This window comes from Enterobacter sp. DVT3837 (assembly GCF_056238685.1).
The window spans coordinates 637,313-658,165 of record NZ_JBWDLA010000002.1 but is presented as its reverse complement, the minus strand read 5'-3'; the positions used below and the strand labels follow the sequence as shown (position 1 = coordinate 658,165).

16 protein-coding genes and 2 pseudogenes are annotated in these 20,853 nt (G+C 53.3%); 8 read left to right on the top strand and 10 right to left on the bottom strand.

Annotation, left to right across the window (positions count from 1 at the left end):
• From AC0XWG_RS18040 to AC0XWG_RS18030, 3 genes and pseudogenes are all read right to left on the bottom strand, one after another.
• A pseudogene (locus AC0XWG_RS18040) lies at positions 1 to 2,264 on the bottom strand (NtaA/DmoA family FMN-dependent monooxygenase).
• Between the two features lie 16 nt (positions 2,265 to 2,280).
• Positions 2,281 to 3,402, bottom strand: a complete 1,122-nt coding sequence (locus AC0XWG_RS18035) for an amidohydrolase (protein WP_028018877.1) — start codon at positions 3,400 to 3,402, stop codon at positions 2,281 to 2,283.
• Entirely contained in the window at positions 3,399 to 4,400 is a 1,002-nt protein-coding gene (locus tag AC0XWG_RS18030) for an LLM class flavin-dependent oxidoreductase (RefSeq protein ID WP_128347630.1), read from the bottom strand. The genes AC0XWG_RS18035 and AC0XWG_RS18030 overlap by 4 nt, the downstream gene beginning before the upstream one ends.
• Before the next feature lie 487 nt (positions 4,401 to 4,887).
• Between AC0XWG_RS18030 and AC0XWG_RS18025 the strand changes: the two genes are divergently transcribed.
• Positions 4,888 to 6,423, top strand: a complete 1,536-nt coding sequence (locus tag AC0XWG_RS18025) for a methyl-accepting chemotaxis protein (protein WP_128347629.1) — start codon at positions 4,888 to 4,890, stop codon at positions 6,421 to 6,423.
• Here the strand turns inward: AC0XWG_RS18025 and AC0XWG_RS18020 are convergent.
• Positions 6,420 to 6,579 (bottom strand): annotated as a pseudogene (locus AC0XWG_RS18020) (cupin domain-containing protein); the annotation flags it as partial. The gene AC0XWG_RS18025 and the pseudogene AC0XWG_RS18020 sit on opposite strands and share 4 nt — an antisense overlap.
• A gap of 401 nt (positions 6,580 to 6,980) precedes the next feature.
• Between AC0XWG_RS18020 and ansP the strand changes: the two are divergent.
• Entirely contained in the window at positions 6,981 to 8,477 is a 1,497-nt protein-coding gene (gene ansP, locus AC0XWG_RS18015) for an L-asparagine permease (RefSeq protein WP_028018874.1), read from the top strand.
• Between the two features lie 41 nt (positions 8,478 to 8,518).
• Here ansP and yncE read toward each other — a convergent pair whose 3' ends face one another.
• Positions 8,519 to 9,580 (bottom strand): 7-bladed beta-propeller protein YncE, encoded by a 1,062-nt coding sequence (yncE, locus tag AC0XWG_RS18010; RefSeq protein WP_407220609.1) that lies wholly within the window; start codon positions 9,578 to 9,580, stop codon positions 8,519 to 8,521.
• Between the two features lie 242 nt (positions 9,581 to 9,822).
• Between yncE and pqqU the strand changes: the two genes are divergently transcribed.
• From pqqU to AC0XWG_RS17995, 3 genes are all read left to right on the top strand, one after another.
• Positions 9,823 to 11,931, top strand: coding sequence for a TonB-dependent receptor PqqU (gene pqqU, locus AC0XWG_RS18005; RefSeq protein WP_475680871.1), 2,109 nt, complete (start codon positions 9,823 to 9,825; stop codon positions 11,929 to 11,931).
• Positions 11,932 to 12,028: 97 nt separating this feature from the next.
• Positions 12,029 to 12,726, top strand: a protein-coding gene (locus AC0XWG_RS18000; RefSeq protein WP_223216367.1) for an IS1 family transposase whose coding sequence is annotated in 2 segments (ribosomal slippage) — positions 12,029 to 12,278 and positions 12,278 to 12,726 — 699 coding nt in all. Because the reading frame shifts where the segments join, the coding sequence is not laid out codon by codon here.
• Positions 12,727 to 12,920: 194 nt separating this feature from the next.
• Positions 12,921 to 13,589: a GntR family transcriptional regulator gene (locus AC0XWG_RS17995; protein ID WP_128347626.1), complete on the top strand. Its 669-nt coding sequence runs from the start codon at positions 12,921 to 12,923 to the stop codon at positions 13,587 to 13,589.
• A 101-nt stretch (positions 13,590 to 13,690) separates the two neighbouring features.
• Here the strand turns inward: AC0XWG_RS17995 and AC0XWG_RS17990 are convergent.
• The 3 genes from AC0XWG_RS17990 to AC0XWG_RS17980 form a co-directional block, all read right to left on the bottom strand.
• Positions 13,691 to 14,388, bottom strand: a protein-coding gene (locus AC0XWG_RS17990) for an IS1 family transposase (RefSeq protein ID WP_223216367.1) whose coding sequence is annotated in 2 segments (ribosomal slippage) — positions 13,691 to 14,139 and positions 14,139 to 14,388 — 699 coding nt in all. Because the reading frame shifts where the segments join, the coding sequence is not laid out codon by codon here.
• A gap of 137 nt (positions 14,389 to 14,525) precedes the next feature.
• Entirely contained in the window at positions 14,526 to 15,566 is a 1,041-nt protein-coding gene (locus AC0XWG_RS17985) for an NADP-dependent oxidoreductase (protein ID WP_129325155.1), read from the bottom strand.
• 65 nt (positions 15,567 to 15,631) lie between these two features.
• The gene (locus AC0XWG_RS17980; protein WP_475680870.1) at positions 15,632 to 16,207 is read right to left on the bottom strand and encodes a helix-turn-helix domain-containing protein; all 576 of its coding nucleotides are present in this window, start codon (positions 16,205 to 16,207) and stop codon (positions 15,632 to 15,634) included.
• A 148-nt stretch (positions 16,208 to 16,355) separates the two neighbouring features.
• Between AC0XWG_RS17980 and AC0XWG_RS17975 the strand changes: the two genes are divergently transcribed.
• Positions 16,356 to 16,874, top strand: coding sequence for a GNAT family N-acetyltransferase (locus tag AC0XWG_RS17975; RefSeq protein WP_462071718.1), 519 nt, complete (start codon positions 16,356 to 16,358; stop codon positions 16,872 to 16,874).
• Positions 16,871 to 17,320: a DMT family transporter gene (locus AC0XWG_RS17970; protein WP_028018867.1), complete on the top strand. Its 450-nt coding sequence runs from the start codon at positions 16,871 to 16,873 to the stop codon at positions 17,318 to 17,320. Before AC0XWG_RS17975 ends, AC0XWG_RS17970 begins: the two co-directional genes overlap by 4 nt.
• 3 nt (positions 17,321 to 17,323) lie before the next feature.
• On the opposite strand, the gene AC0XWG_RS17965 is transcribed toward AC0XWG_RS17970, so the two are convergent.
• Positions 17,324 to 17,557: a YdcY family protein gene (locus tag AC0XWG_RS17965; RefSeq protein ID WP_028018866.1), complete on the bottom strand. Its 234-nt coding sequence runs from the start codon at positions 17,555 to 17,557 to the stop codon at positions 17,324 to 17,326.
• Between the two features lie 56 nt (positions 17,558 to 17,613).
• The gene (locus AC0XWG_RS17960; protein WP_475680869.1) at positions 17,614 to 19,212 is read right to left on the bottom strand and encodes an ABC transporter substrate-binding protein; all 1,599 of its coding nucleotides are present in this window, start codon (positions 19,210 to 19,212) and stop codon (positions 17,614 to 17,616) included.
• 283 nt (positions 19,213 to 19,495) lie between these two features.
• On the opposite strand from AC0XWG_RS17960, the gene AC0XWG_RS17955 reads away from it, so the two are divergent.
• Positions 19,496 to 20,851, top strand: a complete 1,356-nt coding sequence (locus tag AC0XWG_RS17955; protein WP_128347623.1) for an SrfA family protein — start codon at positions 19,496 to 19,498, stop codon at positions 20,849 to 20,851.
• The last annotated feature ends 2 nt before the right edge of the window (positions 20,852 to 20,853 follow it).

The window sequence follows — 20,853 nt, the reverse complement described above, 5'->3', positions numbered from 1 at the left end:
TTAGTCACCCAGACCCGCCGGGTTTACTTCAGATTGCGGGATACGCTCCACTCCTTCTCCCCAGCGGTTCAGCACTTTGTCGTAATCACCGTTTTTGATGACGCCGTTAAGTGCGGTTTGCACCGGCTCGACCAGGCCACTGCCTTTTTTCAGCGTCACCGCGATGTGCGCCGCCTTCGGCCAGCCACCGTCGACGCTGCCCACCAGTTTGGTTTTACCGGTTAACGCCGCTTTCCACGCGCCTATTACGTTCGGGCCAAAATAGGCATCCGCACGTCCTGACTGGAGTGCCAGCGTTTGCGCCGCATCGTCTTTGGTGTAGACAGGGGTAAAGGGTTTGAGCCCTTTCTTGAGGTTTTCGTCATTCCAGGCCAGCAGGATGGCCTCCTGATTGGTGCCTGAGCCGACGATAATTTTCAACCCGGCAATATCTTCTGCTTTCTCTATCGACTTCAGCGGGCTGGTCGATTTCACGTAGAAGCCGAGGGAATCCTTACGGTAGGTGGCAAAATCAAACTTCTCTTTGCGCGCTTTAGTGACCGTGATATTGCTGATGGCCGCGTCATATTTCCCGGAAGCCACGCCCAGCGGCCAGTCCTCCCAGGAGGTGGGCACCACGTTCAGCTCCAGGCCCAGGCTGTCGGCCACCAGACGGGCGACATCAACCTCGCTGCCCAGCAGCGTTTTGTTGTCATCTGAAAACACCGTCAGCGGCGGTTGATTCAGCCCTGCCACCGCGACGGTAAATTTGCCCGGTACGGCAAACCGATAATCCTTAGGCAGTTTTGCTACTGCATCACTGTTTTTGGTCGTGTTGATCGGCGTTTTATTGGCCTCAATGCTGACGCCAGTACCGTTAATGTTCACATTCTCTGCCCAGACGGCAGGAGTAAAGGCCAGCGCAAGCGCCAGAATAAGCGTTTTTTTCTGCATAGCGGTATTCTCTTTTATTGTTTTATGAACTGGTTTTGGGGTTCGTCTAAGCCCAGACTTTCGCGCAGCGTGGTGCCCGGGTATTCGGTACGGAACAGGCCACGGCCTTGTAAAACGGGCACCACCTGGTCAACAAAGCGCGGGAAGGTGTCCGGCGTCCCACCCTGAATGATGAATCCGTCAGCCGCATAATCCTCAAACCAGGCTTGCAGACCGTCCGCCACCTGCTCCGGCGTACCGGAAAAACGCGGGCGCGGTGAAGCCGCCTCAAGCGCCACCTGACGCAGGGTTAAGTTGCGCTCCCGGGCATTACGTTTGATTTCATCGGTAGTACTACGGAAGCTGTTTTTACCTAAATCACCGATATCCGGGAACGGTTCATCGAGTGGATACTGGCTGAAATCGTGGTGCTCGAAATAACGCCCAAGGTAGTTCAAAGCATCATTAATCGACACCAGCGCCGCCGTCGTTTGATATTGGTTTTCCACATCATCGGCGTCTTTTCCGACAATCACGCTAACGCCCTGGAAAATATGCAGATCTGACGTGCGGCGTCCGTTAGTTTCCAGTTGCTGCTTCACGTCGCGGTAAAAAGCTTTTGCCTCGTCGAACGTATCGTGATGGGTAAAAATGGCGTCGGCATGTTTCGCCGCCAGTCTTTTACCGTCATCCGACGCGCCCGCCTGAAAGACAATCGGACGCCCTTGTGGTGTACGGCCAATATTCAGCGGTCCGGCGACCTGGAAGAAGTCACCGTAGTGATCCAGCGCATGCAGTTTGGCCGGGTCAAAAAATTGACCGCTCTCTTTATTGCGTACAAAGGCGTCACCTTCCCAGGAGTCCCAGAGCCCTTTCACTACGTCGAGATACTCGTCTGCAATCCGGTAACGCAGGGCATGTTCCGGGTGCTTTTCGCGGGAAAAGTTCTTCGCAGAACCTTCCAGCGGCGAGGTCACCACGTTCCAGCCCGCACGCCCGTTGCTCAGGTGGTCAAGGCTGGCGAACTGGCGCGCCGTGGTAAAGGGCTCGCTGTAAGAGGTGGATAAAGTTCCCACCAGCCCCAGACGCGAGGTGATACTTGCCAGCGCGGACAATACCGTCAGCGGTTCAAAACGATTTAAAAAATGCGGGATCGATTTTTCGTTGATATAAAGGCCATCAGCAACGAATAAGAAATCGAGTTTCCCCTCTTCCGCTTTTAATGCCGTCGCTTTTACAAATTCAAAATTAATACTGGCATCAGCGGTGGCCGCCGGGTGGCGCCAGGCTGACATATTCCCGGATGCACCATGCAAAATGGTCCCCAGCCGCAATTGTCGGGTTGCAGACATATTTACCTCTTCTGAATTAAACGTGTTGCAGGGCTTTTTCCGCAAGCTGTGCAAAATAGCGGGCAGCCGGCTCAATTAGGGCTTCATCCGGATTAAATGCCGGGTGGTGTAAACCAAACGAACTATTGCTGCCAATGCTGACAAATGCCCCCGGGATCTGCTGCAAATAGACGGCAAAATCTTCCCCTCCCATATGCAGTTCGGCGTGCCGGGTCTCATACCCCGCTTCCCGGGCGACCGAGGTGGCAAAATCTGCCCAACGTTCATCATTCACCAGCGCGGTGGGCCCGGCGTACCAGGTAATATCAATCTGTGCGCTGAAGGCGCTGGCAAACCCGGCGGCGATTTCTTCCACGCGGGTTTTAACATTCTGCTGCACCTCCGTACGATGAGTGCGCAGTGTGCCTTCCAGCTCGACGCTTTCTGGCAACACGTTCCAGGTATTCCCACCCGCAATACGCGTAACGCTCAGTACCACCGAATCCAGCGTATTGACGTTACGGCTGGCGACGCTTTGCAGAGCGGTCACCAGTTGACTCGCCAGAACAATCGCATCGTTGCCTTCATGTGGCCGGGCAGCATGCGCGCCTTTACCGGTTATGCGAATCACAAATCTGTCGACGTTGGCATAGAATGGCCCGCCACGGGTGGCGAACTCGCCGACCGACAGCGAAGGTTCGTTATGCATGCCGAAAATCGCGCTGACATCACGCAACGCACCGGCCCGCACCAGGCTTTTCGCACCACCAAAGTTCTCTTCGGCAGGCTGAAACAGGATTCGCACCCGGCCGTTGAGCGAGGCTTCCCGCTCTTTCAGTTTTAACGCGGCCCCAAGGATCACGCTGGTGTGGATATCATGCCCGCAGGCATGCATCACACCCGCACGCTGTGAGCTAAACGGCACCCCGCTGCGCTCTTCAATCGGCAAAGCGTCTATATCTGCCCGTAGCGCAATCAGCTTGTCACCGGTCCCGATTTCCGCCACCAGACCGGTTGGCAGTGCGTAAGGCAACGGCGTTATGCCTGCCTTTGTCAGCCACTGGTGCAGGCGTGCGGTGGTTTCTACTTCCTGACCTGACAATTCCGGGTTCTGATGCAGCTCGCGCCGCCAGGCAATCAGTTGTTCGCCAAAGCTCATACCGTGACCTCCTTGTTAAGCCGCTCCTGGGCCAGCAGACGCAGGGACTGCACGCGCGCAACGCCATCCGCAACCGGGGTATCAATAATGAATTCGTCAATGCCCCACTGTTCATGCAGGGCGTTCAGTTGTTCCAGGACTGATTCAGCCGTACCGGCCAGCAGAGACTGGGCCCGACGGGCAATACGTACCGGTTCGCTGCCCGCCTGACGTGCAAAGGCATAAGCCTGTTCTTCGCTGGCGACGGTCACGCGCTGGCCGTTTGCCAGCTCAACGCCCCACACCTCGACCTTCTGCGCAAGCGCGTCCGCTTCAGCCTGCGTCGGCGCAACAATTGCCTGCACCGCCACCATCACGTCGCGGACGCTGTTTTCACGCCAGGTGGCGATCACCTCGCGCAGCAGGTCAGGATCGCCATTCAGGTGCGCAGCAAAAACAAAGTGCCAGTCGAGTTTTGCGGCCAGCAGCGCGCTTTCAGCACTTGCGCCCAGCAGAAAACCCTGTGCAGGTACGGGCGGTAGCGGCGTTGCGCGAACAACCTCTTCCGCAGCCTGGTTTTCTGGGCGGATCCAGTGGTCAAGATGAGCCAGTTGTTCGGCAAAGCTGCCCTTTTCCTGTTGATTCAGACCCTGCTGCAGCGCGCGGGTCGAGAGTGGCAGCCCGCCCGGGGCTTTTCCGACGCCGAGATCAACGCGACCCGGCGCCAGGGCGGCCAGAACGTTAAAATTCTCGGCAACTTTATACGGGCTATAGTGCTGGAGCATGACGCCGCCCGACCCCACTCGAATGCGCGTTGTTTGTCCCAGGATCCAGGCAATCAGCAGCTCCGGTGAGGGACTGGCCAGCTGCGGTGTGTTGTGATGTTCGGCAATCCAGAAGCGGTGATAACCCAGGTTCTCTGCCTGTTGCGCCAGCGTCAAAGTACGCGCCAGTGCATCGGCAGCGGTTTCGTTTTCAGCGATGGGGCTTTTATCCAGAATGCTGATTCGCCATGACATGTTGCGTTCTCGTTTGACTTAACATGGCGACATTATTAAAGGCGTAATTCACTACTGAGAAACAATTAATTTACATTTAGTTTGCCGGAAATCAGATATCCAAAACCATGCAAAGACTAAGACTTTTGAGGTGCAACCACTTTTCTGCCCGCATCCGAGCCAACAGGGTCGCGCAAATCATCACGTTTTCATTCTGTTAACGAAACGCTATTTCGACATCTTAATTTACCTCGCGGAGGTGATCTCCCGCTTTTAATTTGGCTTATGTCATTTATTTGCAGGGGATGACGAAACTGCGCTCGAAATTATTTTCATTTTTATTACATTGACTCAGTTTAATAGATAAAAAATAATTAGCACCAGGTATTTCGGACAAGCAGAATTTAATAGAGAATACACAGCAGACAGCTATAAAAATAATCACATCAATCTTGCCTGAGAGTTTACCGGGCGGTTTTTATTCTTTCACATCATCATGGAGTTACTCATGAGGCGTAACAGTCCCGTTACACAAAGCGAGTATTTTCTTAACGAAGGCTCGACGTTAATGTCGACCACCAATACGCAAAGTCATATTACCTATGCCAATTCCGCTTTTATTGAAGCTAGCGGATATAAAGAAGAACACCTTATGGGCGAACCGCATAATATTATTCGCCACCCCGACATGCCTGCCGAGGCGTTTGGTGACATGTGGTTTACCCTACAACAGGGGGAAACCTGGACAGGGCTAGTCAAGAACCGTCGTCAGAACGGCGATCACTATTGGGTACGCGCTAATGTGACGCCAGTCTGGCAGGATGGAAACTTAACAGGCTATATCTCCGTGCGGAATATTCCAGCACGCGAAGAGATCGCTGCCAGTGAAAAACTCTATGAGAAAGTACGCAATAACGAATTAACGCATCATCGTTTTTATAAGGGATTATTGGTTCGTCGCGGTTTATTTTCTTTCATGTCTCTTTTTAAACGACTCAGTACCAGCAAAAGAATCTATCTCGGTATTACAGTGACGGCCCTGTTTTCCTGTTTGCTGATTTTATTATTCCCGAATACGCTTACACAGTTCGGCGGTCTGGTTCTGCTATTTATAACCCTGGCATATTATCTTCATGCACAAATTGCCCGGCCGGTAAAATCCATTGTTCAACAGATGCAGTGCGTGGTTTCAGGGCGTAAAACCGAGTATTACCACTTTGACAGGATCGATGAAATCGGTCTGATGATGCGTCTGGTCAACCAATCCGGTTTAAACCTGAATTCTCTGGTCGACGATGTCGGGGCGCAGATTAACGGGATTGGCACTATCAGCCAGCAGGTCGCCAAAGAGGGCGCGGATCTGCAGGCGCGTTCTGAAGAGACCGCAGACTTTCTGCAGCAAACCGCAGCCGCAGTGGAAGAAATTGCCAGTGCCGTTAAGCAGACGGCGGAAACCGCAAAAGAAGCGATCCTGATGGCGGATCGCACCAGTGCCAGCGCCCACTGCGGTGAAGCGATGATGAAAGAGACTATCGGCATGATGCAATCCGTTTCGCAGGATAACAGTCAGATCGTCGATATCATCAGCGTTATCGATCGCATCGCCTTTCAGACCAATATACTGGCGCTAAATGCTGCCGTTGAAGCGGCACGCGCAGGTGAAGCCGGGCGCGGTTTTGCGGTGGTGGCGGCTGAAGTGCGAAACCTTGCGCAGCACTCCGCGACGGCGGCTAAAGAGATCAAAACGCTTATTGAGAAAAACGTCTCCAGTGTGAACGCGGGTGTGGAAAAGGTGGAACAAACCGAAACGCAGCTGACGGTCATGATCGACAATGTTCTGCAGATGTCCTCCCTGATTAAGGAGATCGGTCATGCCACGCAGGAACAGACTCAGGCGCTGACGCTTATCAACGCGTCCATCTCCCGTATTGGTGCAATGACGCATAACAATACGGGGATGGTGGATAATGTCACTCAGGCCGCTAATCACCTGACGCAGCGCACAACGCGCCTGCAGCAGGCAATTTCCGTTTTTGGCGGTTAGTCGTTCAGGCACTGCTCGTCAGTAACTTTTTCCAGCCACTTTACCGGGCTACCGTTTACGGATTCGGCGATGGCAATGTGCGTCATCGCCCTGGTTAAGCGGCTCAGCCTCTTTGCCCCACTCCTGTAACCAGTCACGACCCTGCGTCACGATCATCTTTATTACCCAAGCCGTCGCCAGCATACCCTCGCCTTTTCGTTGCTGATTGAAGCGTTGTGTTTGCAATGAGTTCATTTCACTGCGCAACCATTAAGCAATATTGATGAATAAATCATCAAGTCACTAATGGGTTCGTCTAAAAAATCATCACGATTCAGCATCTTGTGATCCACGTCTGCTCTGACCACACGATTTCCTTCGACCTGCATCACTTTCGGCACGGTTATATTTTGCGTCGCTTATGAATTGCAGGTAGGATGCCTCGCCATGTTTCGCCTTATCCATACGTAGAATCACTGGGAAGGCGACATGTGTTTGCGCAGAAGCAATCGTTTGTATTGCACTCTGCCAGGCAGGACTATCACGATAATGGTTCAGACAGGCAAACAGGTAACTCAATGAAAACAAGCAATAAAAGCGCAGCCGATCATCATGCTGCTAAACGTCGCTGGTTGAATTCCCACGAAGAGGGCTACCACAAAGCGATGGGCAACCGTCAGGTTCAAATGATCGCCATCGGCGGCGCTATCGGAACGGGTCTGTTTTTAGGTGCAGGCGCTCGCTTGCAGATGGCGGGCCCGGCTCTCGCCCTGGTCTATCTGGTGTGCGGGATCTTCTCTTTCTTTATTCTTCGTGCACTGGGCGAACTGGTATTGCATCGCCCTTCAAGCGGCAGTTTTGTCTCTTACGCCCGTGAATTCCTCGGTGAAAAAGCGGCCTATGTTGCAGGCTGGATGTACTTCGTCAACTGGGCGATGACCGGTATTGTCGATATCACCGCCGTGGCGCTGTATATGCACTACTGGGGCGCGTTTGGTGATGTGCCGCAGTGGGTCTTTGCGCTTGGTGCGTTGGCCATTGTCGGCACCATGAACATGATCGGCGTGAAGTGGTTTGCGGAGATGGAATTCTGGTTTGCACTGGTCAAAGTGCTGGCCATCGTCGTGTTCCTGATCGTGGGTACTGTCTTCCTCGGCAGCGGTAAACCACTGGATGGTAATGCCACTGGCTTCCATCTGATAACCGATAACGGCGGATTCTTCCCGCACGGTCTGATGCCAGCGCTGGTACTGGTTCAGGGTGTGGTGTTTGCCTTTGCCTCTATCGAACTGGTGGGTACTGCTGCGGGTGAATGTAAAGATCCGCAGACGATGGTGCCAAAAGCCATTAACAGCGTGATCTGGCGTATCGGTCTGTTCTACGTTGGTTCCGTGGTACTGCTGGTTCTGTTACTGCCGTGGAACGCCTATCAGGCGGGTCAGAGCCCGTTTGTGACCTTCTTCTCTAAGCTGGGCGTGCCTTATGTTGGCAGCATCATGAACATCGTGGTACTGACCGCAGCGCTCTCCAGCCTGAACTCCGGGCTTTATTCTACCGGCCGTATCCTGCGCTCCATGTCCATGGGCGGTTCTGCGCCGAAGTTCATGTCGAAAATGAGCAAGCAGCACGTGCCGTATGCCGGTATTCTGGCGACGCTGGTAGTGTATGTATTCGGCGTATTCCTGAACTATCTGGTCCCGTCCCGGGTCTTCGAAATCGTTCTGAACGTTGCTGCGCTTGGTATTATCGCATCCTGGGCCTTTATCGTGGTCTGCCAGATGCGTCTGCGTAAAGCCATTAAAGAAGGTAAAGCCGCTGACGTGAGCTTTAAGCTGCCTGGTGCGCCGGTGACCTCCTGGCTCACCCTGCTCTTCCTGTTCAGCGTGCTGGTACTGATGGCGTTCGATTACCCGAACGGCACCTACACCATCGCCACTATACCGCTGCTGGCTGTACTGCTGATTGCTGGCTGGTTTGGCGTGCGTAAACGCGTTCACGAAATTCACAGCACCGCGCCGGTTCATCCTGATGATGAAAAACACGACGCACCGCTGGTTGAAGAAACGTCGCGTTAATCATTAAAAAGGGAAGGCAGATGCCTTCCCTTTTTTTTACATCACAGCGTGATACGAATTACGTCGTCAGGTTGGGTCGCTTCCTGCTGACGAGTAGATTTCTGTTTTACCGTCACATACAGCGTTTTGCCATCCGCAGAGAGCGCCAGGCTGTTCGGGTAGACCGGCGTGTCGAAGGTTTTCGTCACTTTGTAAGATTTCGCGTCAATCACGCTCACCTTACCGGCTTCACGGTGCGTCACATACGCTTCATTGCGTGCCGGGTTAAACAGCACGGCCAGTGATTCTGGTGCTGAGATTTTCTCGATCACGCTGCCGTCTTTCAGGCTCACCACCAGCACTTCCGGCTGTTTTGAATCGGTCAGGAACGCACGCCGGCCGGCAGTATCGAGGCTCAGATTCAGGTAGAAGTGCTCTTTCCCGTCGTCCTGCACTTTTTTACGACTCAGGATTTTGTTGGTGGCCGTATCAATCGTCACCAGCTCACCGTCGGCATTGGTGGTATAGAGGCGTTTCGCCTGCGCATCCAGCGCCAGGCCGGTGCTATAGGTGCCGGTATTAGCAATAGTCTCTTTCAGCTTCAGCGTTGCGCCATCCACCACCCAAATCACGCTCTCTTTACCCACACCAGTGATATAGACGGTGTTAGTGCTGTCATCAGCCACCAGCTGGCGCGGCTGCAGCGGTTTGACGGTTTCACTGCGCTGGCGATTATCGAGCACCAGACGCCCTTTCACGTCGCCCGTTTTGGCATCAATCGCCGTCACCGCGCCGTTGATGGTGTTACCGAACCACAGCGTTTGGCTCGCCTTGTCAAAGGTAGCACCGAAAGGTTTGAGATCGCTATGAATCGCCTGCGTCACGTCCAGCGTGACCGGGTCAAGGCGATAGATAACCCCGCCCTTATCGGTTTTACGGCTTTGCGACGTCGCAACCCACAGCGCATTCTCCTGCTGGCTTACCGCCATTTCATACGCCCCTTTCCCCACCGCTTTACGCAGGATCTCTTCGGCGGCGTGCACCTGGAAGGTGCTGGCAAACAGTAACGTAGCAGACAGCAGAGAAAGGCTCAGTCGCGGCGAGCACAGATGACGTAAAGACATAACAATTCCTTTTCTGAAAAGAGGGTTTTCTGCTGACATCACTTCCGGCAGGCAACGTCCTGGCATTGCCTTTTGATAATGAGAATAGTAATCATTAATCAACAAAATGTGGAGTTTTTCTTTCCCTCGCCCACATTCATTAACGCAACGTGCGGTTAAAGTTTTCAAAACATTTACAAAACATTTAACATATAGGCACATGTTCCATTTGGTTCGTTTAGATACCACAACCGGTTTTACTCATGAAAATCATTTCCGCCCGTAAGGCATCTCTGATGCTGGTTCCTGTTATTGTTGCGCCTCTCACTGCGATGAGTGCGGATGAACAGACCATGATCGTCAGCGCTACACCGCAAACTGTATCGGAACTCGATACTCCAGCCGCGGTGAGCGTCGTGAATGGCGATGATATGCGTCAGGCCACGCCACGCATCAACCTGTCTGAATCACTGGGTAGCGTTCCAGGCCTGCAAATTCAAAACCGCCAGAACTATGCGCAGGATCTCCAGCTGTCAATGCGTGGATTTGGTGCCCGTTCAACCTTTGGCGTACGCGGTATCCGCATGTATGTCGACGGTATTCCAGCCACCATGCCTGACGGACAAGGGCAAACCTCCAACATCGATCTTTCCAGTGTGGACACTGTTGAAGTGCTGCGCGGCCCCTTCTCTGCCCTGTACGGCAACGCCTCGGGTGGTGTGATTAACATCAACACCCAGACCGGGCAGCAGCCGCCGACCATTGAGGCCAGCAGCTATTACGGCAGTTACGGTACCTGGCGCTATGGCATGAAAGCCACGGGCGCAATGGGTGACGGGACACACGCAGGCGATGTGGATTACACCGTTTCCACCACCCGCTTCACCACTAAAGGCTATCGTGACCACAGCGGTGCGCGGAAGAATCTCGCCAATGCCAAACTGGGTGTGCGTATAGATGATGTCAGTAAACTCACGCTGATCGTTAATAGCGTGGACATGAAGGCTAACGATCCGGGTGGACTCGATTACCAGGAGTGGCGGAATGACCCGCGCCAGTCTCCGCGCGGCGATCAGTACAACACCCGTAAGACCATCAAACAGACCCAGGCCGGTCTGCGCTATGACCGCCAGCTCAGTGCCCAGGACGACCTTAGCGTGATGATGTATGCCGGTGAGCGTGAAATGACGCAGTATCAGTCAATACCTTATCAACCGCAGCTTAAGCCATCTCACTCTGGTGGTGTGATTGATATGCAGCGCCATTACCAGGGCGTTGATACCCGCTGGACGCACCGTGGCGAGCTGCTGGTGCCGGTGACCCTTACCACCGGCCTGAACTATGAAAACCTGAGCGAAGATCGTCGCGGGTATGAAAACTTCGTGATGAATAACGGCGTGCCGGAATACGGTGTGAAGGGTGATAAGCGCCGTAACGAGCGTAACCTGATGTGGAACGTCGACCCTTATCTGCAAAGCAGCTGGCAGCTGACACAGAAGCTCTCTGTGGATGCGGGTGTGCGTTACAGTTCGGTCTGGTTCGACTCCAACGATCATTACATTACGCCGGGCAACGGGGATGACAGTGGTGACGCGAGCTATCACAAGTGGCTCCCGGCGGGCTCCGTGAAATATGTCATGACGGACGCGTGGAATCTCTATGCTGCTGCCGGGCGCGGATTCGAAACGCCAACAATCAACGAACTCTCATATCGTTCAGATAACCAGGGCGGTCTGAATATTGGCCTGAAACCTTCCACCAACAATACGTATGAAGTGGGGAGCAAAACCCGTATCGGCAATGGTCTGCTGACGGCTGCGCTGTTCCGTACAGATACTGATGATGAGATCGTGGTCGATTCCAGTTCCGGCGGCCGTACCAGCTATAAAAATGCCGGTAAAACCCGTCGTCAGGGGGTGGAGGTTTCCCTGGACCAGCAGTTTGCTGAAAACTGGAAGCTGAAAATGGCGTGGACCTATCTGGACGCCACCTACCGTACCAACGTATGCAGCGACGCAGACTGTAATGGAAACCGCATGCCAGGTATCGCCCGCAACATGGGTTATGCCTCGTTTGGCTGGCAGCCGGAGGAAGGCTGGTACGCAGGTTCAGATGTCCGCTACATGAGCGATATCATGGCCGACGACGAAAACACGGCGAAAGCCCCGTCGTACAGCGTGGTTGGGCTGAATACCGGGTATAAACTCAACTATGGTAACTGGGGAATGGACGTCTTTGGCCGCGTAGATAACCTGTTCGACAAAGAGTACGTCGGCTCGGTTATTGTCAACGAATCCAATGGTCGTTATTACGAGCCTGCACCCGGGCGTAACTATGGCGTAGGTATGTCGATCTCTTATCGCTTCGAGTAAGCAAAAAGAAAAGTTTATTTTATTAATGAAATAACCCTCCTGGGTAATGGTGCCAACTTACTGATTTAGTGTACGATGGTGTTTTTGAGGTGCTCCCGTGGCTTCCATCTCCATCAGTTGTCCCTCCTGCTCAGCTACTGAAGGCGTGGTGCGTAACGGTAAAAGTACTGCCGGACATCAGCGCTATCTCTGCTCTCACTGCCGTAAAACATGGCAACTGCAGTTCACTTACACCGCTTCTCAACCCGGTACGCACCAGAAAATCATTGATATGGCCATGAATGGTGTTGGATGCCGGGCAACCGCCCGCATTATGGGCGTTGGCCTCAACACGATTTTACGTCACTTAAAAAACTCAGGCCGCAGTCGGTAACCTCGCGCATACAGCCGGGCAGTGACGTCATCGTCTGCGCGGAAATGGACGAACAGTGGGGCTACGTCGGTGCTAAATCACGTCAGCGCTGGCTGTTTTACGCGTATGACAGGATACGGAGGACGGTTGTGGCGCACGTCTTCGGTGAACGCACTCTGGCCACACTGGAGCGTCTTCTGAGCCTGCTGTCGGCCTTTGAGGTCGTGGTATGGATGACGGATGGCTGGCCGCTGTATGAATCCCGCCTGAAGGGAAAGCTGCACGTAATCAGCAAGCGTTACACTCAGCGAATTGAGCGGCATAACCTGAATCTGAGACAACATCTGGCAAGGCTGGGACGGAAGTCACTGTCGTTCTCAAAATCGGTGGAGCTGCATGACAAGGTCATCGGGCATTATCTGAACATAAAACACTATCAGTAAGTTGGAGTCATTACCGGCTTTTCGCGCCATCATCCCGGATGAGCCCGAAAACGAAAAATACAAATTTTGCACGTTTTGATGTTTTTACGTACTTCCCACCACCAGGCATGACGATACAGGATATATCGGACCGGCGTCGTTTTATTAAACTCACGTTTAAAAATAGCATTGAGCTTTAGCTACAGGAATTGAACATGCTTGATTTGGATCATTTAGAAAAAGCGCAAAGGATCAGTCTTACCATGCAAGTTGAACTCAGTTTGAAAGGAGCGTTAATTACAGGCTCACTCAAACCTGGGGCACGACTGATTACGAAAGAGATCGCCGATAAATTAGGCACCAGTATTACCCCGGTTCGTGAGGCGCTTTTGCGTCTGGTGTCATCAGGGGCGTTACATGCCACGCCAGCACAGGCATTTCTGGTGCCTGAGGTGACGCTGGAGCGTTATAACGAGATTAATGCCATCCGAAAACAACTTGAGCCGATGGCGGTTGCCGCAGCATGTCAGAATATGTCTGACGGCAAGCTGGACGTGCTGCACAAATTGTCGGACGCCTTTCATGACGCCATGCGTAATGGTAACGTTCAGCAGGCCTTGCATGCGAATCGTGTCTTCCGGTTTACGCTTTATCAGTATGCGGAAATGCCTACGCTCAATGCCTTAATTGAACAGTTGTGGGTCCGCATCGGGCCGTGCATTAACTATCTGCACCAGGAACTCAACGACATCACGATGTCGACATATCACTATGATGAGCTACTTGCGGCCCTTGAGCGACGGGATGTGGGCGACTGCCAGAAGGCGATTGATAAGTTGATTGATGAAGCAAATTCTCTTTTACAGCGACAATATTTTAACTAAGAGATTATTTAACACAGCGACTATATACCGTAGCTAATTATTTATTCGGTGAATAACTCCTGATGGCTTATTGCCATCAGGAGGGTGGTAATGACTCCAACTTACTGATAGTGTTTTATGTTCAGATAATGCCCGATGACCTTGTCATGCAGCTCCACCGATTTTGAGAACGACAGTGACTTCCGTCCCAGCCTTGCCAGATGTTGTCTCAGATTCAGGTTATGCCGCTCAATTCGCTGAGTGTAACGCTTGCTGATTACGTGCAGCTTTCCCTTCAGGCGGGATTCATACAGCGGCCAGCCATCCGTCATCCATACCACGACCTCAAAGGCCGACAGCAGGCTCAGAAGACGCTCCAGTGTGGCCAGAGTGCGTTCACCGAAGACGTGCGCCACAACCGTCCTCCGTATCCTGTCATACGCGTAAAACAGCCAGCGCTGACGTGATTTAGCACCGACGTAGCCCCACTGTTCGTCCATTTCCGCGCAGACGATGACGTCACTGCCCGGCTGTATGCGCGAGGTTACCGACTGCGGCCTGAGTTTTTTAAGTGACGTAAAATCGTGTTGAGGCCAACGCCCATAATGCGGGCGGTTGCCCGGCATCCAACACCATTCATGGCCATATCAATGATTTTCTGGTGCGTACCGGGTTGAGAAGCGGTGTAAGTGAACTGCAGTTGCCATGTTTTACGGCAGTGAGAGCAGAGATAGCGCTGATGTCCGGCAGTACTTTTACCGTTACGCACCACGCCTTCAGTAGCTGAGCAGGAGGGACAACTGATGGAGATGGAAGCCACGGGAGCACCTCAAAAACACCATCGTACACTAAATCAGTAAGTTGGCACCATTACCCGAAAAGCCATGTCAGTTAATTAAAGACAATATATCGTATCTTCACAAATAAATATGGCGGGAAACCCCGCCATATTGTGGTTTATTTATTGTCGCCCACGACGCGAATCACGACTTTGCCGAAGTTTCGCCCTTCCAGAAGGCCAATCAGCGCCTCAGGCGCGTTCTCCAGGCCGTCAGTCACCTGTTCACGATAGTGAATTTTGCCCTCCTGCACCCAGCGCCCCATCTCTTGCTGGAACTCTTTAATGCGATGCCCATAGTCCTGGCCGATGATAAAGCCCTGCATACGAATGCGTTTCTTCAGAATGGTCGCCATCAGGAGCGGCAAACGGTCCGGGCCGTCAGGCAGACCCGTCGCATTATAGCCACTGACCAGACCACACACCGGGACGCGCGCGGAGGTATTCAGCAGCGGCAGAACGGCGTCAAAGACTTTCCCGCCGACGTTTTCATAATAGACATCAATTCCTTTCGGACAGGCGTGTTTCAACTGGTCGGCAAAATCCGCAGCGTGGTGATCCAGACAGAGGTCAAACCCGAGGACCTCAACCGCATGGCGGCATTTTTCTGCGCCACCGGCCACGCCGACCACCCGGCAACCTTTGATTTTGCCAATCTGCCCAACGGTCGCGCCAACCGGGCCTGTTGCGGCAGCAACCACCAGCGTTTCCCCCGCTTTAGGTTGCCCGATATCCAGCAACCCCATATAGGCGGTAAAGCCCGGCATACCCAGAATACCCAGCGCCCAGGAAGGATGAGACGGATTTTCACCCAGCTTGACCAGGCCGCTGCCGTCCGAGAGTTCATACTCCTGCCAGCCGCTGTAGCCCAGCACCCATTCACCGGCTTTGAAGTCGGGATGGTTTGAGCGCTCAACGCGACTGACCGTCCCTCCCACCATCACCGCACCGATCTCAACCGGCGGTGAATAGGATGGCGCATCGCTCATGCGGCCACGCATGTAAGGGTCCAGCGACAGCCAGACCGTACGGAGCAAAAGCTGCCCCTCAACTGGCGCTGGAACAGGTTGCTCCTCCAGACGAAAATTCTCCGCGACCGGCGCACCCTGTGGGCGGGAGGCCAGTACCCAGCGGCGATTAAGGGAAACAGATTGATTCATCAGGAACTCCTTCTGGTTCAAATGTCATTACAGCCTGGCTCACGATCGGCGTTATCGCTTTAACATTACGAGCCAGATTGGTTAAGCCGTACGACCAGATAGATGCAGGTTTCATTCGTCTCGTTGATGAACCGACAGTCATTAGGCGGCCCCAGCTCCAGACAGTCCCCGGCCCGCATCTCGTGGCGCGTATCGCCCTCCTGGAACACCAGCTCACCCATTTGTAGCCAGATAAGCTGACGAGCCAGCGCATAAGAAGAGGCTGGCATAGGCACATCGCTCCCCGCCGGGAGTTCAACCTGAACAAGGTCAATGGGAAGATCTGTGCGGGGAGAAACGTGGCGGCGAAGGTAATGCGTTTGTGGATCGCGCCAGACGGGCTGGTTGGCGACGCGCAGTAGTTTTCCCTCTTGCATCTCGGCTCTGGCAATCAGCATCGACATGCTGATGCCAAAAGCCCCCGACAAGCGGGCAAGCAACGTTGCCGTAGGGCTACTGTCCCCACGTTCTATCTTGTGGATCATCGCACGCGAAACGCCTGCCCGGTCAGCAAGCTCGCTCAAAGACCATCCGCGAGACTCGCGTTCAAGGCGAATTCTTGCGCTAATCCGTTGATTCATGGTGTCTGTTATGGTGTTCATGACGTCATACTATAGTGTATGAACGGCATTTCAATGGGCTTTTGATAACAAAAAAATATGGCTTATGTCATAGCTATCTGGCGATACAGTTGTGTAATATCGTAGTTAAATCGTAATACTATAGTGAACAACACACAGAGGTTTCATCATGATCGTTCGTCATGCCTGCAAAGAAGACTGCGCTGCGATAGGAGAAATTTACAACCACGCGGTGTTGCACACTGCCGCAATCTGGAACGATAAGACCGTCGACACCGATAATCGTATCGCCTGGTTTGAGGCACGCACCCTCGCAGGTTACCCGGTACTGGTCAGTGAAGAAGACGGTGTTATCACGGGCTATGCCTCTTTTGGTGACTGGCGTGCCTTCGACGGTTTTCGTCATACGGTAGAACATTCGGTCTATGTTCATCCGGATCATCAGGGCAAAGGGATTGGTCGCACATTGATGAAAGCGCTGATTAACGAAGCCCGCGTCATCGGCAAACACGTGATGGTCGCAGGCATCGAAGCGCAGAATCATGCCTCGATTCATCTCCATGAAACGCTCGGTTTTGTGACGACGGGTCAAATGCCGCAGGTGGGTACCAAGTTTGGCCGCTGGCTGGACTTAACCTTTATGCAGCTGCAACTGGATGAGCGCAGCGACCCGGACGCCATCCCATGAATCAGTCAATGACGCTGGCTTTTTTGGTGGCGGCGGGAATCGGTCTGGTGGTGCAAAATACCTTAATGGTGCGCATCACCCAGTCCTCCTCCACTATTCTTATCGCAATGCTGCTGAATTCACTGGTCGGCATTGTGCTTTTTGTCAGCATTCTGCTGCTGAAACAGGGCTTCGCCGGATTTAGCGAGCTGGCCGCAACGGTGCGCTGGTGGACGCTGATCCCGGGGCTGCTGGGTTCGTTTTTCGTGTTTGCCAGTATCAGCGGATACCAGAACGTAGGCGCGGCGACGACCATCGCTGTGCTGGTGGCAAGCCAGTTGATCGGCGGGCTGGTGATGGACGTGCTGAGAAGCAACGGCATACCGCTGCGCGCCCTGATCGGCCCGGTGTGCGGCGCGGTGATGTTGGTCGTGGGGGCCTGGCTGGTCGCGCGACGCCAGTTTTGATCGCTACAGAATGGTGCCGCCTTTCGTTAGCTGTTCCTGTCGCGCCTCCAGCTCCTCTTTATGCTGCTTACCGTGGTGTGAAATCGCGGTGCGCAGACGTTGCTGCTGGGTGTAGCGATCTTCACGGCTGAGCTCTGCATCATCGCTTAATTCAATCAGCAGTTCATTCATGTGGGTAATTACGCTCTCTTCGATGGCGGCATCGACGCGGGCGATAACATCGTTTAAATGTGACATTGTCACTCCTTGTGAATTGCCGGGTGGCGGCTACGCCTTACCCGGCAATAATAAGCTTAGTTCAGCTTCGCTTTTGAGAAATCGCTGCCCATCAGGCTCACGCTGTAACCCGTGACGTTGCTGCGGGTAGCGTAGAACGTTTTCCCGTTCGCCAGTGCGATCCACGGCGCCTGCTGGTAGAAAATCTCCTGCGCCTGACCGTAGAGTTTAGCGCGCTCAGCCGGGTTGCTGGTCAGCTTCGCTTTTTGCACCAGGGAATCATACCCCTTATCGCACCAGCGTGCTGCGTTTGAACCCGTTTTAATGCTGTTGCACCCCAGCAGTACGTCGGCAAAGTTGTCCGGGTCACCGTTATCGGACATCCAGCCGAACAGCGCAGAGTCATGCTCACCTTTACGCATGCCGGAGAGGTATTCGCCCCACTCGTAAGAGACAATTTTGGCCTTCACACCGACTTTCGCCCAGTCGCTCTGGATCATCTCCGCAATACGGCGCGAATTAGGGTTGTACGGACGCTGCACCGGCATTGACCACAGCGTCACTTCTACGCCCTTCTCCAGCCCGGCCTGCTTCAGCAGGGCTTTCGCTTTTTCAGGGTCGTAGCTGTAGTCCTTCAGGTCTTTATTAAAGCCCATCATGTTTGGCGGAATTGGTGATTTTGCCACCGTACCCGAGCCCATAAAGACCGCATTGACGATGGCTTTCTTGTCGGTTGCGTAGTTTAGCGCCTGACGTACCAGAACATTATCAAACGGTTTTTTCTCGGTGTTAAACGCCAGATAGCCGGCGTTCAACGCATCGACAGAGTGCAGCGTCAGGTCTTTGTTATTTTTAATCACATCAAACTGCACCGGGGACGGAGCAGGAATGATCTGGCATTCGTTGGTCTGCAATTTCGCCAGACGCGTTTCCACATTTGGCGTGATGGAGAAGATCAGGTGTTTTGTCGGTACCTCGCCCTCCCAGTAGTTCGGGTTAGCGACATAGCGGATCAGTGAATCCACTTTGTACTGCTGCAGCACATAAGGCCCTGTACCGATCGGCCAGGTATCCACGTTCTCTGGCGTGCCTTTTTTCAGCATCACGTCAGCGTATTCAGCGGAGAGAATAGAGGCAAAATCCATTCCCCAGTCGGCAAGGAATGCAGCGTTGGGTTCACTGAGGGTGAACTGAACATGGTAATCATCGACCTTTTTAACGTCCTGAATCAGTTTATCGAGGCCGACGTCATTAAAATATTCGTAGTTGCCCTGCGAGACGTTGTGATAAGGATGCTTAGGGTCTTTCTGACGCATGACGGAGAAAATGACGTCGTCGGCGTTAAAGTCACGGGTCGGTTTGAAGTATTTATTGCTGTTGAACTTCACCCCTTTACGCAGGGTAAACGTATAGGTCTTACCGTCTGGTGAGATTGTCCAGGACTCCGCCAGCGACGGAACCGGCGTATTTTTCACCGGATCGAAATTGATCAGACGGTTATACAACACCTGAGAGCTGGCCACGAAAGACGGGCCGGAGCTGGCGATTTGCGGGTTGAAAGACTCGGGTGAGGCTTCAGAGCAGTAAATAATGGTGTCATTATTTGCCGCCAATGCGGCACCGGCTGGTAAAAGCGTGCTCAGCGCAAGGGCGAGCAGTGTTTTCCCTGTAGACATGGTTATAACCCTGGATGTTTTATTATATAGGACAGTAATAACAGCACAGGCTTAATGACCTGGCAAATAACGAAACACTATCAGGTTATTCTAAAGTCACGTTTTTCGCTGGTTTTGCAGTCAATGCAGAAAAAGATGATTTGCCTTAAGTGCCATTATCCGTCAAGCACAACCGTCACTTTCTATGCCGCAAGAAATCGGCGCTTTTAGCGTCTCTTCCTCCGTTTGTTTGCTTCCTCATTTCGTTAAAGTAACGGTGTGAAGAAGTATATGGGATCAAATCGTGGCAAAAACTCTTTTACGCAGCGGTAATCTGGATGATTTTCAGGCCGTTGGCGGCGGCGGACAAGCCGTTTTTGAATCAGCGTTACAAATCCGGGAAGCGCTCCGGTTGCGCAAACAACAGGCCATTGTCGACTGTCTGGCCATTCCACAGGTCAACGATAGCGGTGACCGTGTAGACTGGTATTCCCCGATAGAGGGGAGTGTTACCAGCTGGAAAGCGGCCGATGAAGACGACCGTTTTCGCGCCCTGCGCTATCTGGAAAATACGCTTGCCAGCGTCGAGTCGTTGAGTAAGAAGTGCCTCCAGTCACCTAAAACAGCACAACAGCTTTTTGGTTCACTGCTGTCAAAAGCGTTCCAGTTTCCGGGCGAAAACTTTCTCTTTCTGGTCGAAGGAAAACCGGTCATTAGCTTCTGGGGCTTTGTAAACCTGAACGAAAATGCGCGCGACGATGTCCTCGACTGTCTGCGCGAATCACTGATCCCTGAGCCCGCCCCCGTTGTGATTGAAGATCCTGAACCGGAACCTGAGCCGGAACCGATCATCACCTTCGAACAAGCAGACGAGCCACTGATTGCACCGTCGACGGTGGTGCGCATTACGCCGGAGGATCTGTATGAGCCAGAACCTGCTCCAGTCGCGACACAACCACAACCTGCTCAGGAACCCACCCCGACAACCGTTGTGAAAAAGCGTCGTATCCCGCTGTGGACGCTGCCCGTTGCCGCCGTGATCGTTGCCGCCATTGCCGCACCGCAGCTGTGGCCAAAACAGTCCCCTTCCGCGCAGCCTGCACCTGCACCTATGCCAGAGCCTGTAGAAATTGCGCCGAAACCGATCAAAGCAGTTGAACCACTGGCGATGAAATTACCGTTGCATCAGGCTGAGGTAGTGGCAAGCAAAGAAAAAGAACCTGCTCCTGCTCCTGCTCCTGCGCCCGCCCCGGTCGTTATCGTCGCGATTCCGAAAGATGCGATGGTTATGGAAGGTCAGCAAGTGAAAGCGGGATCGACGCGCTTCCTCAACGGGACCTGGCGCGCCATCCTCGATGTGAAAGATCCGGTGACCGGTAAGCCACCGTCACTGCGCTACCAGATCCAGAACAACAAAGGTTTCGCCCGTGTAGTACATGGTGACAACATTGTCTGCCGCGCAGAGATCTTCTCCGGGCTTCACAGCAATGGTGAACTGATGATTAAGAGTCGCGGTAATGCCCGCTGCACCGACGGTTCACGCTACCCGATGCCGGAGGTTTCCTGTAAAGCAGGCACCAGCGATATCGCAGAATGTCGTGCTCGCTATGATGCAAACACCGTCGTCGTCCCACTGACGTTCAAGAAAGCAGGTGCCTGATC

Bases quoted from the DNA above. Each gene is read 5' to 3' on its own strand.
- AC0XWG_RS18035 (WP_028018877.1), bottom strand. From the start codon at position 3,402: ATGAGCTTTGGCGAACAACTGATTGCCTGGCGGCGCGAGCTGCATCAG.
- AC0XWG_RS18030 (WP_128347630.1), bottom strand. From the start codon at position 4,400: ATGTCATGGCGAATCAGCATTCTGGATAAAAGCCCCATCGCTGAAAAC.
- AC0XWG_RS18025 (WP_128347629.1), top strand. From the start codon at position 4,888: ATGAGGCGTAACAGTCCCGTTACACAAAGCGAGTATTTTCTTAACGAA.
- ansP (WP_028018874.1), top strand. From the start codon at position 6,981: ATGAAAACAAGCAATAAAAGCGCAGCCGATCATCATGCTGCTAAACGT.
- yncE (WP_407220609.1), bottom strand. From the start codon at position 9,580: ATGTCTTTACGTCATCTGTGCTCGCCGCGACTGAGCCTTTCTCTGCTG.
- pqqU (WP_475680871.1), top strand. From the start codon at position 9,823: ATGAAAATCATTTCCGCCCGTAAGGCATCTCTGATGCTGGTTCCTGTT.
- AC0XWG_RS17995 (WP_128347626.1), top strand. From the start codon at position 12,921: ATGCTTGATTTGGATCATTTAGAAAAAGCGCAAAGGATCAGTCTTACC.
- AC0XWG_RS17985 (WP_129325155.1), bottom strand. From the start codon at position 15,566: ATGAATCAATCTGTTTCCCTTAATCGCCGCTGGGTACTGGCCTCCCGC.
- AC0XWG_RS17980 (WP_475680870.1), bottom strand. From the start codon at position 16,207: ATGAACACCATAACAGACACCATGAATCAACGGATTAGCGCAAGAATT.
- AC0XWG_RS17975 (WP_462071718.1), top strand. From the start codon at position 16,356: ATGATCGTTCGTCATGCCTGCAAAGAAGACTGCGCTGCGATAGGAGAA.
- AC0XWG_RS17970 (WP_028018867.1), top strand. From the start codon at position 16,871: ATGAATCAGTCAATGACGCTGGCTTTTTTGGTGGCGGCGGGAATCGGT.
- AC0XWG_RS17965 (WP_028018866.1), bottom strand. From the start codon at position 17,557: ATGTCACATTTAAACGATGTTATCGCCCGCGTCGATGCCGCCATCGAA.
- AC0XWG_RS17960 (WP_475680869.1), bottom strand. From the start codon at position 19,212: ATGTCTACAGGGAAAACACTGCTCGCCCTTGCGCTGAGCACGCTTTTA.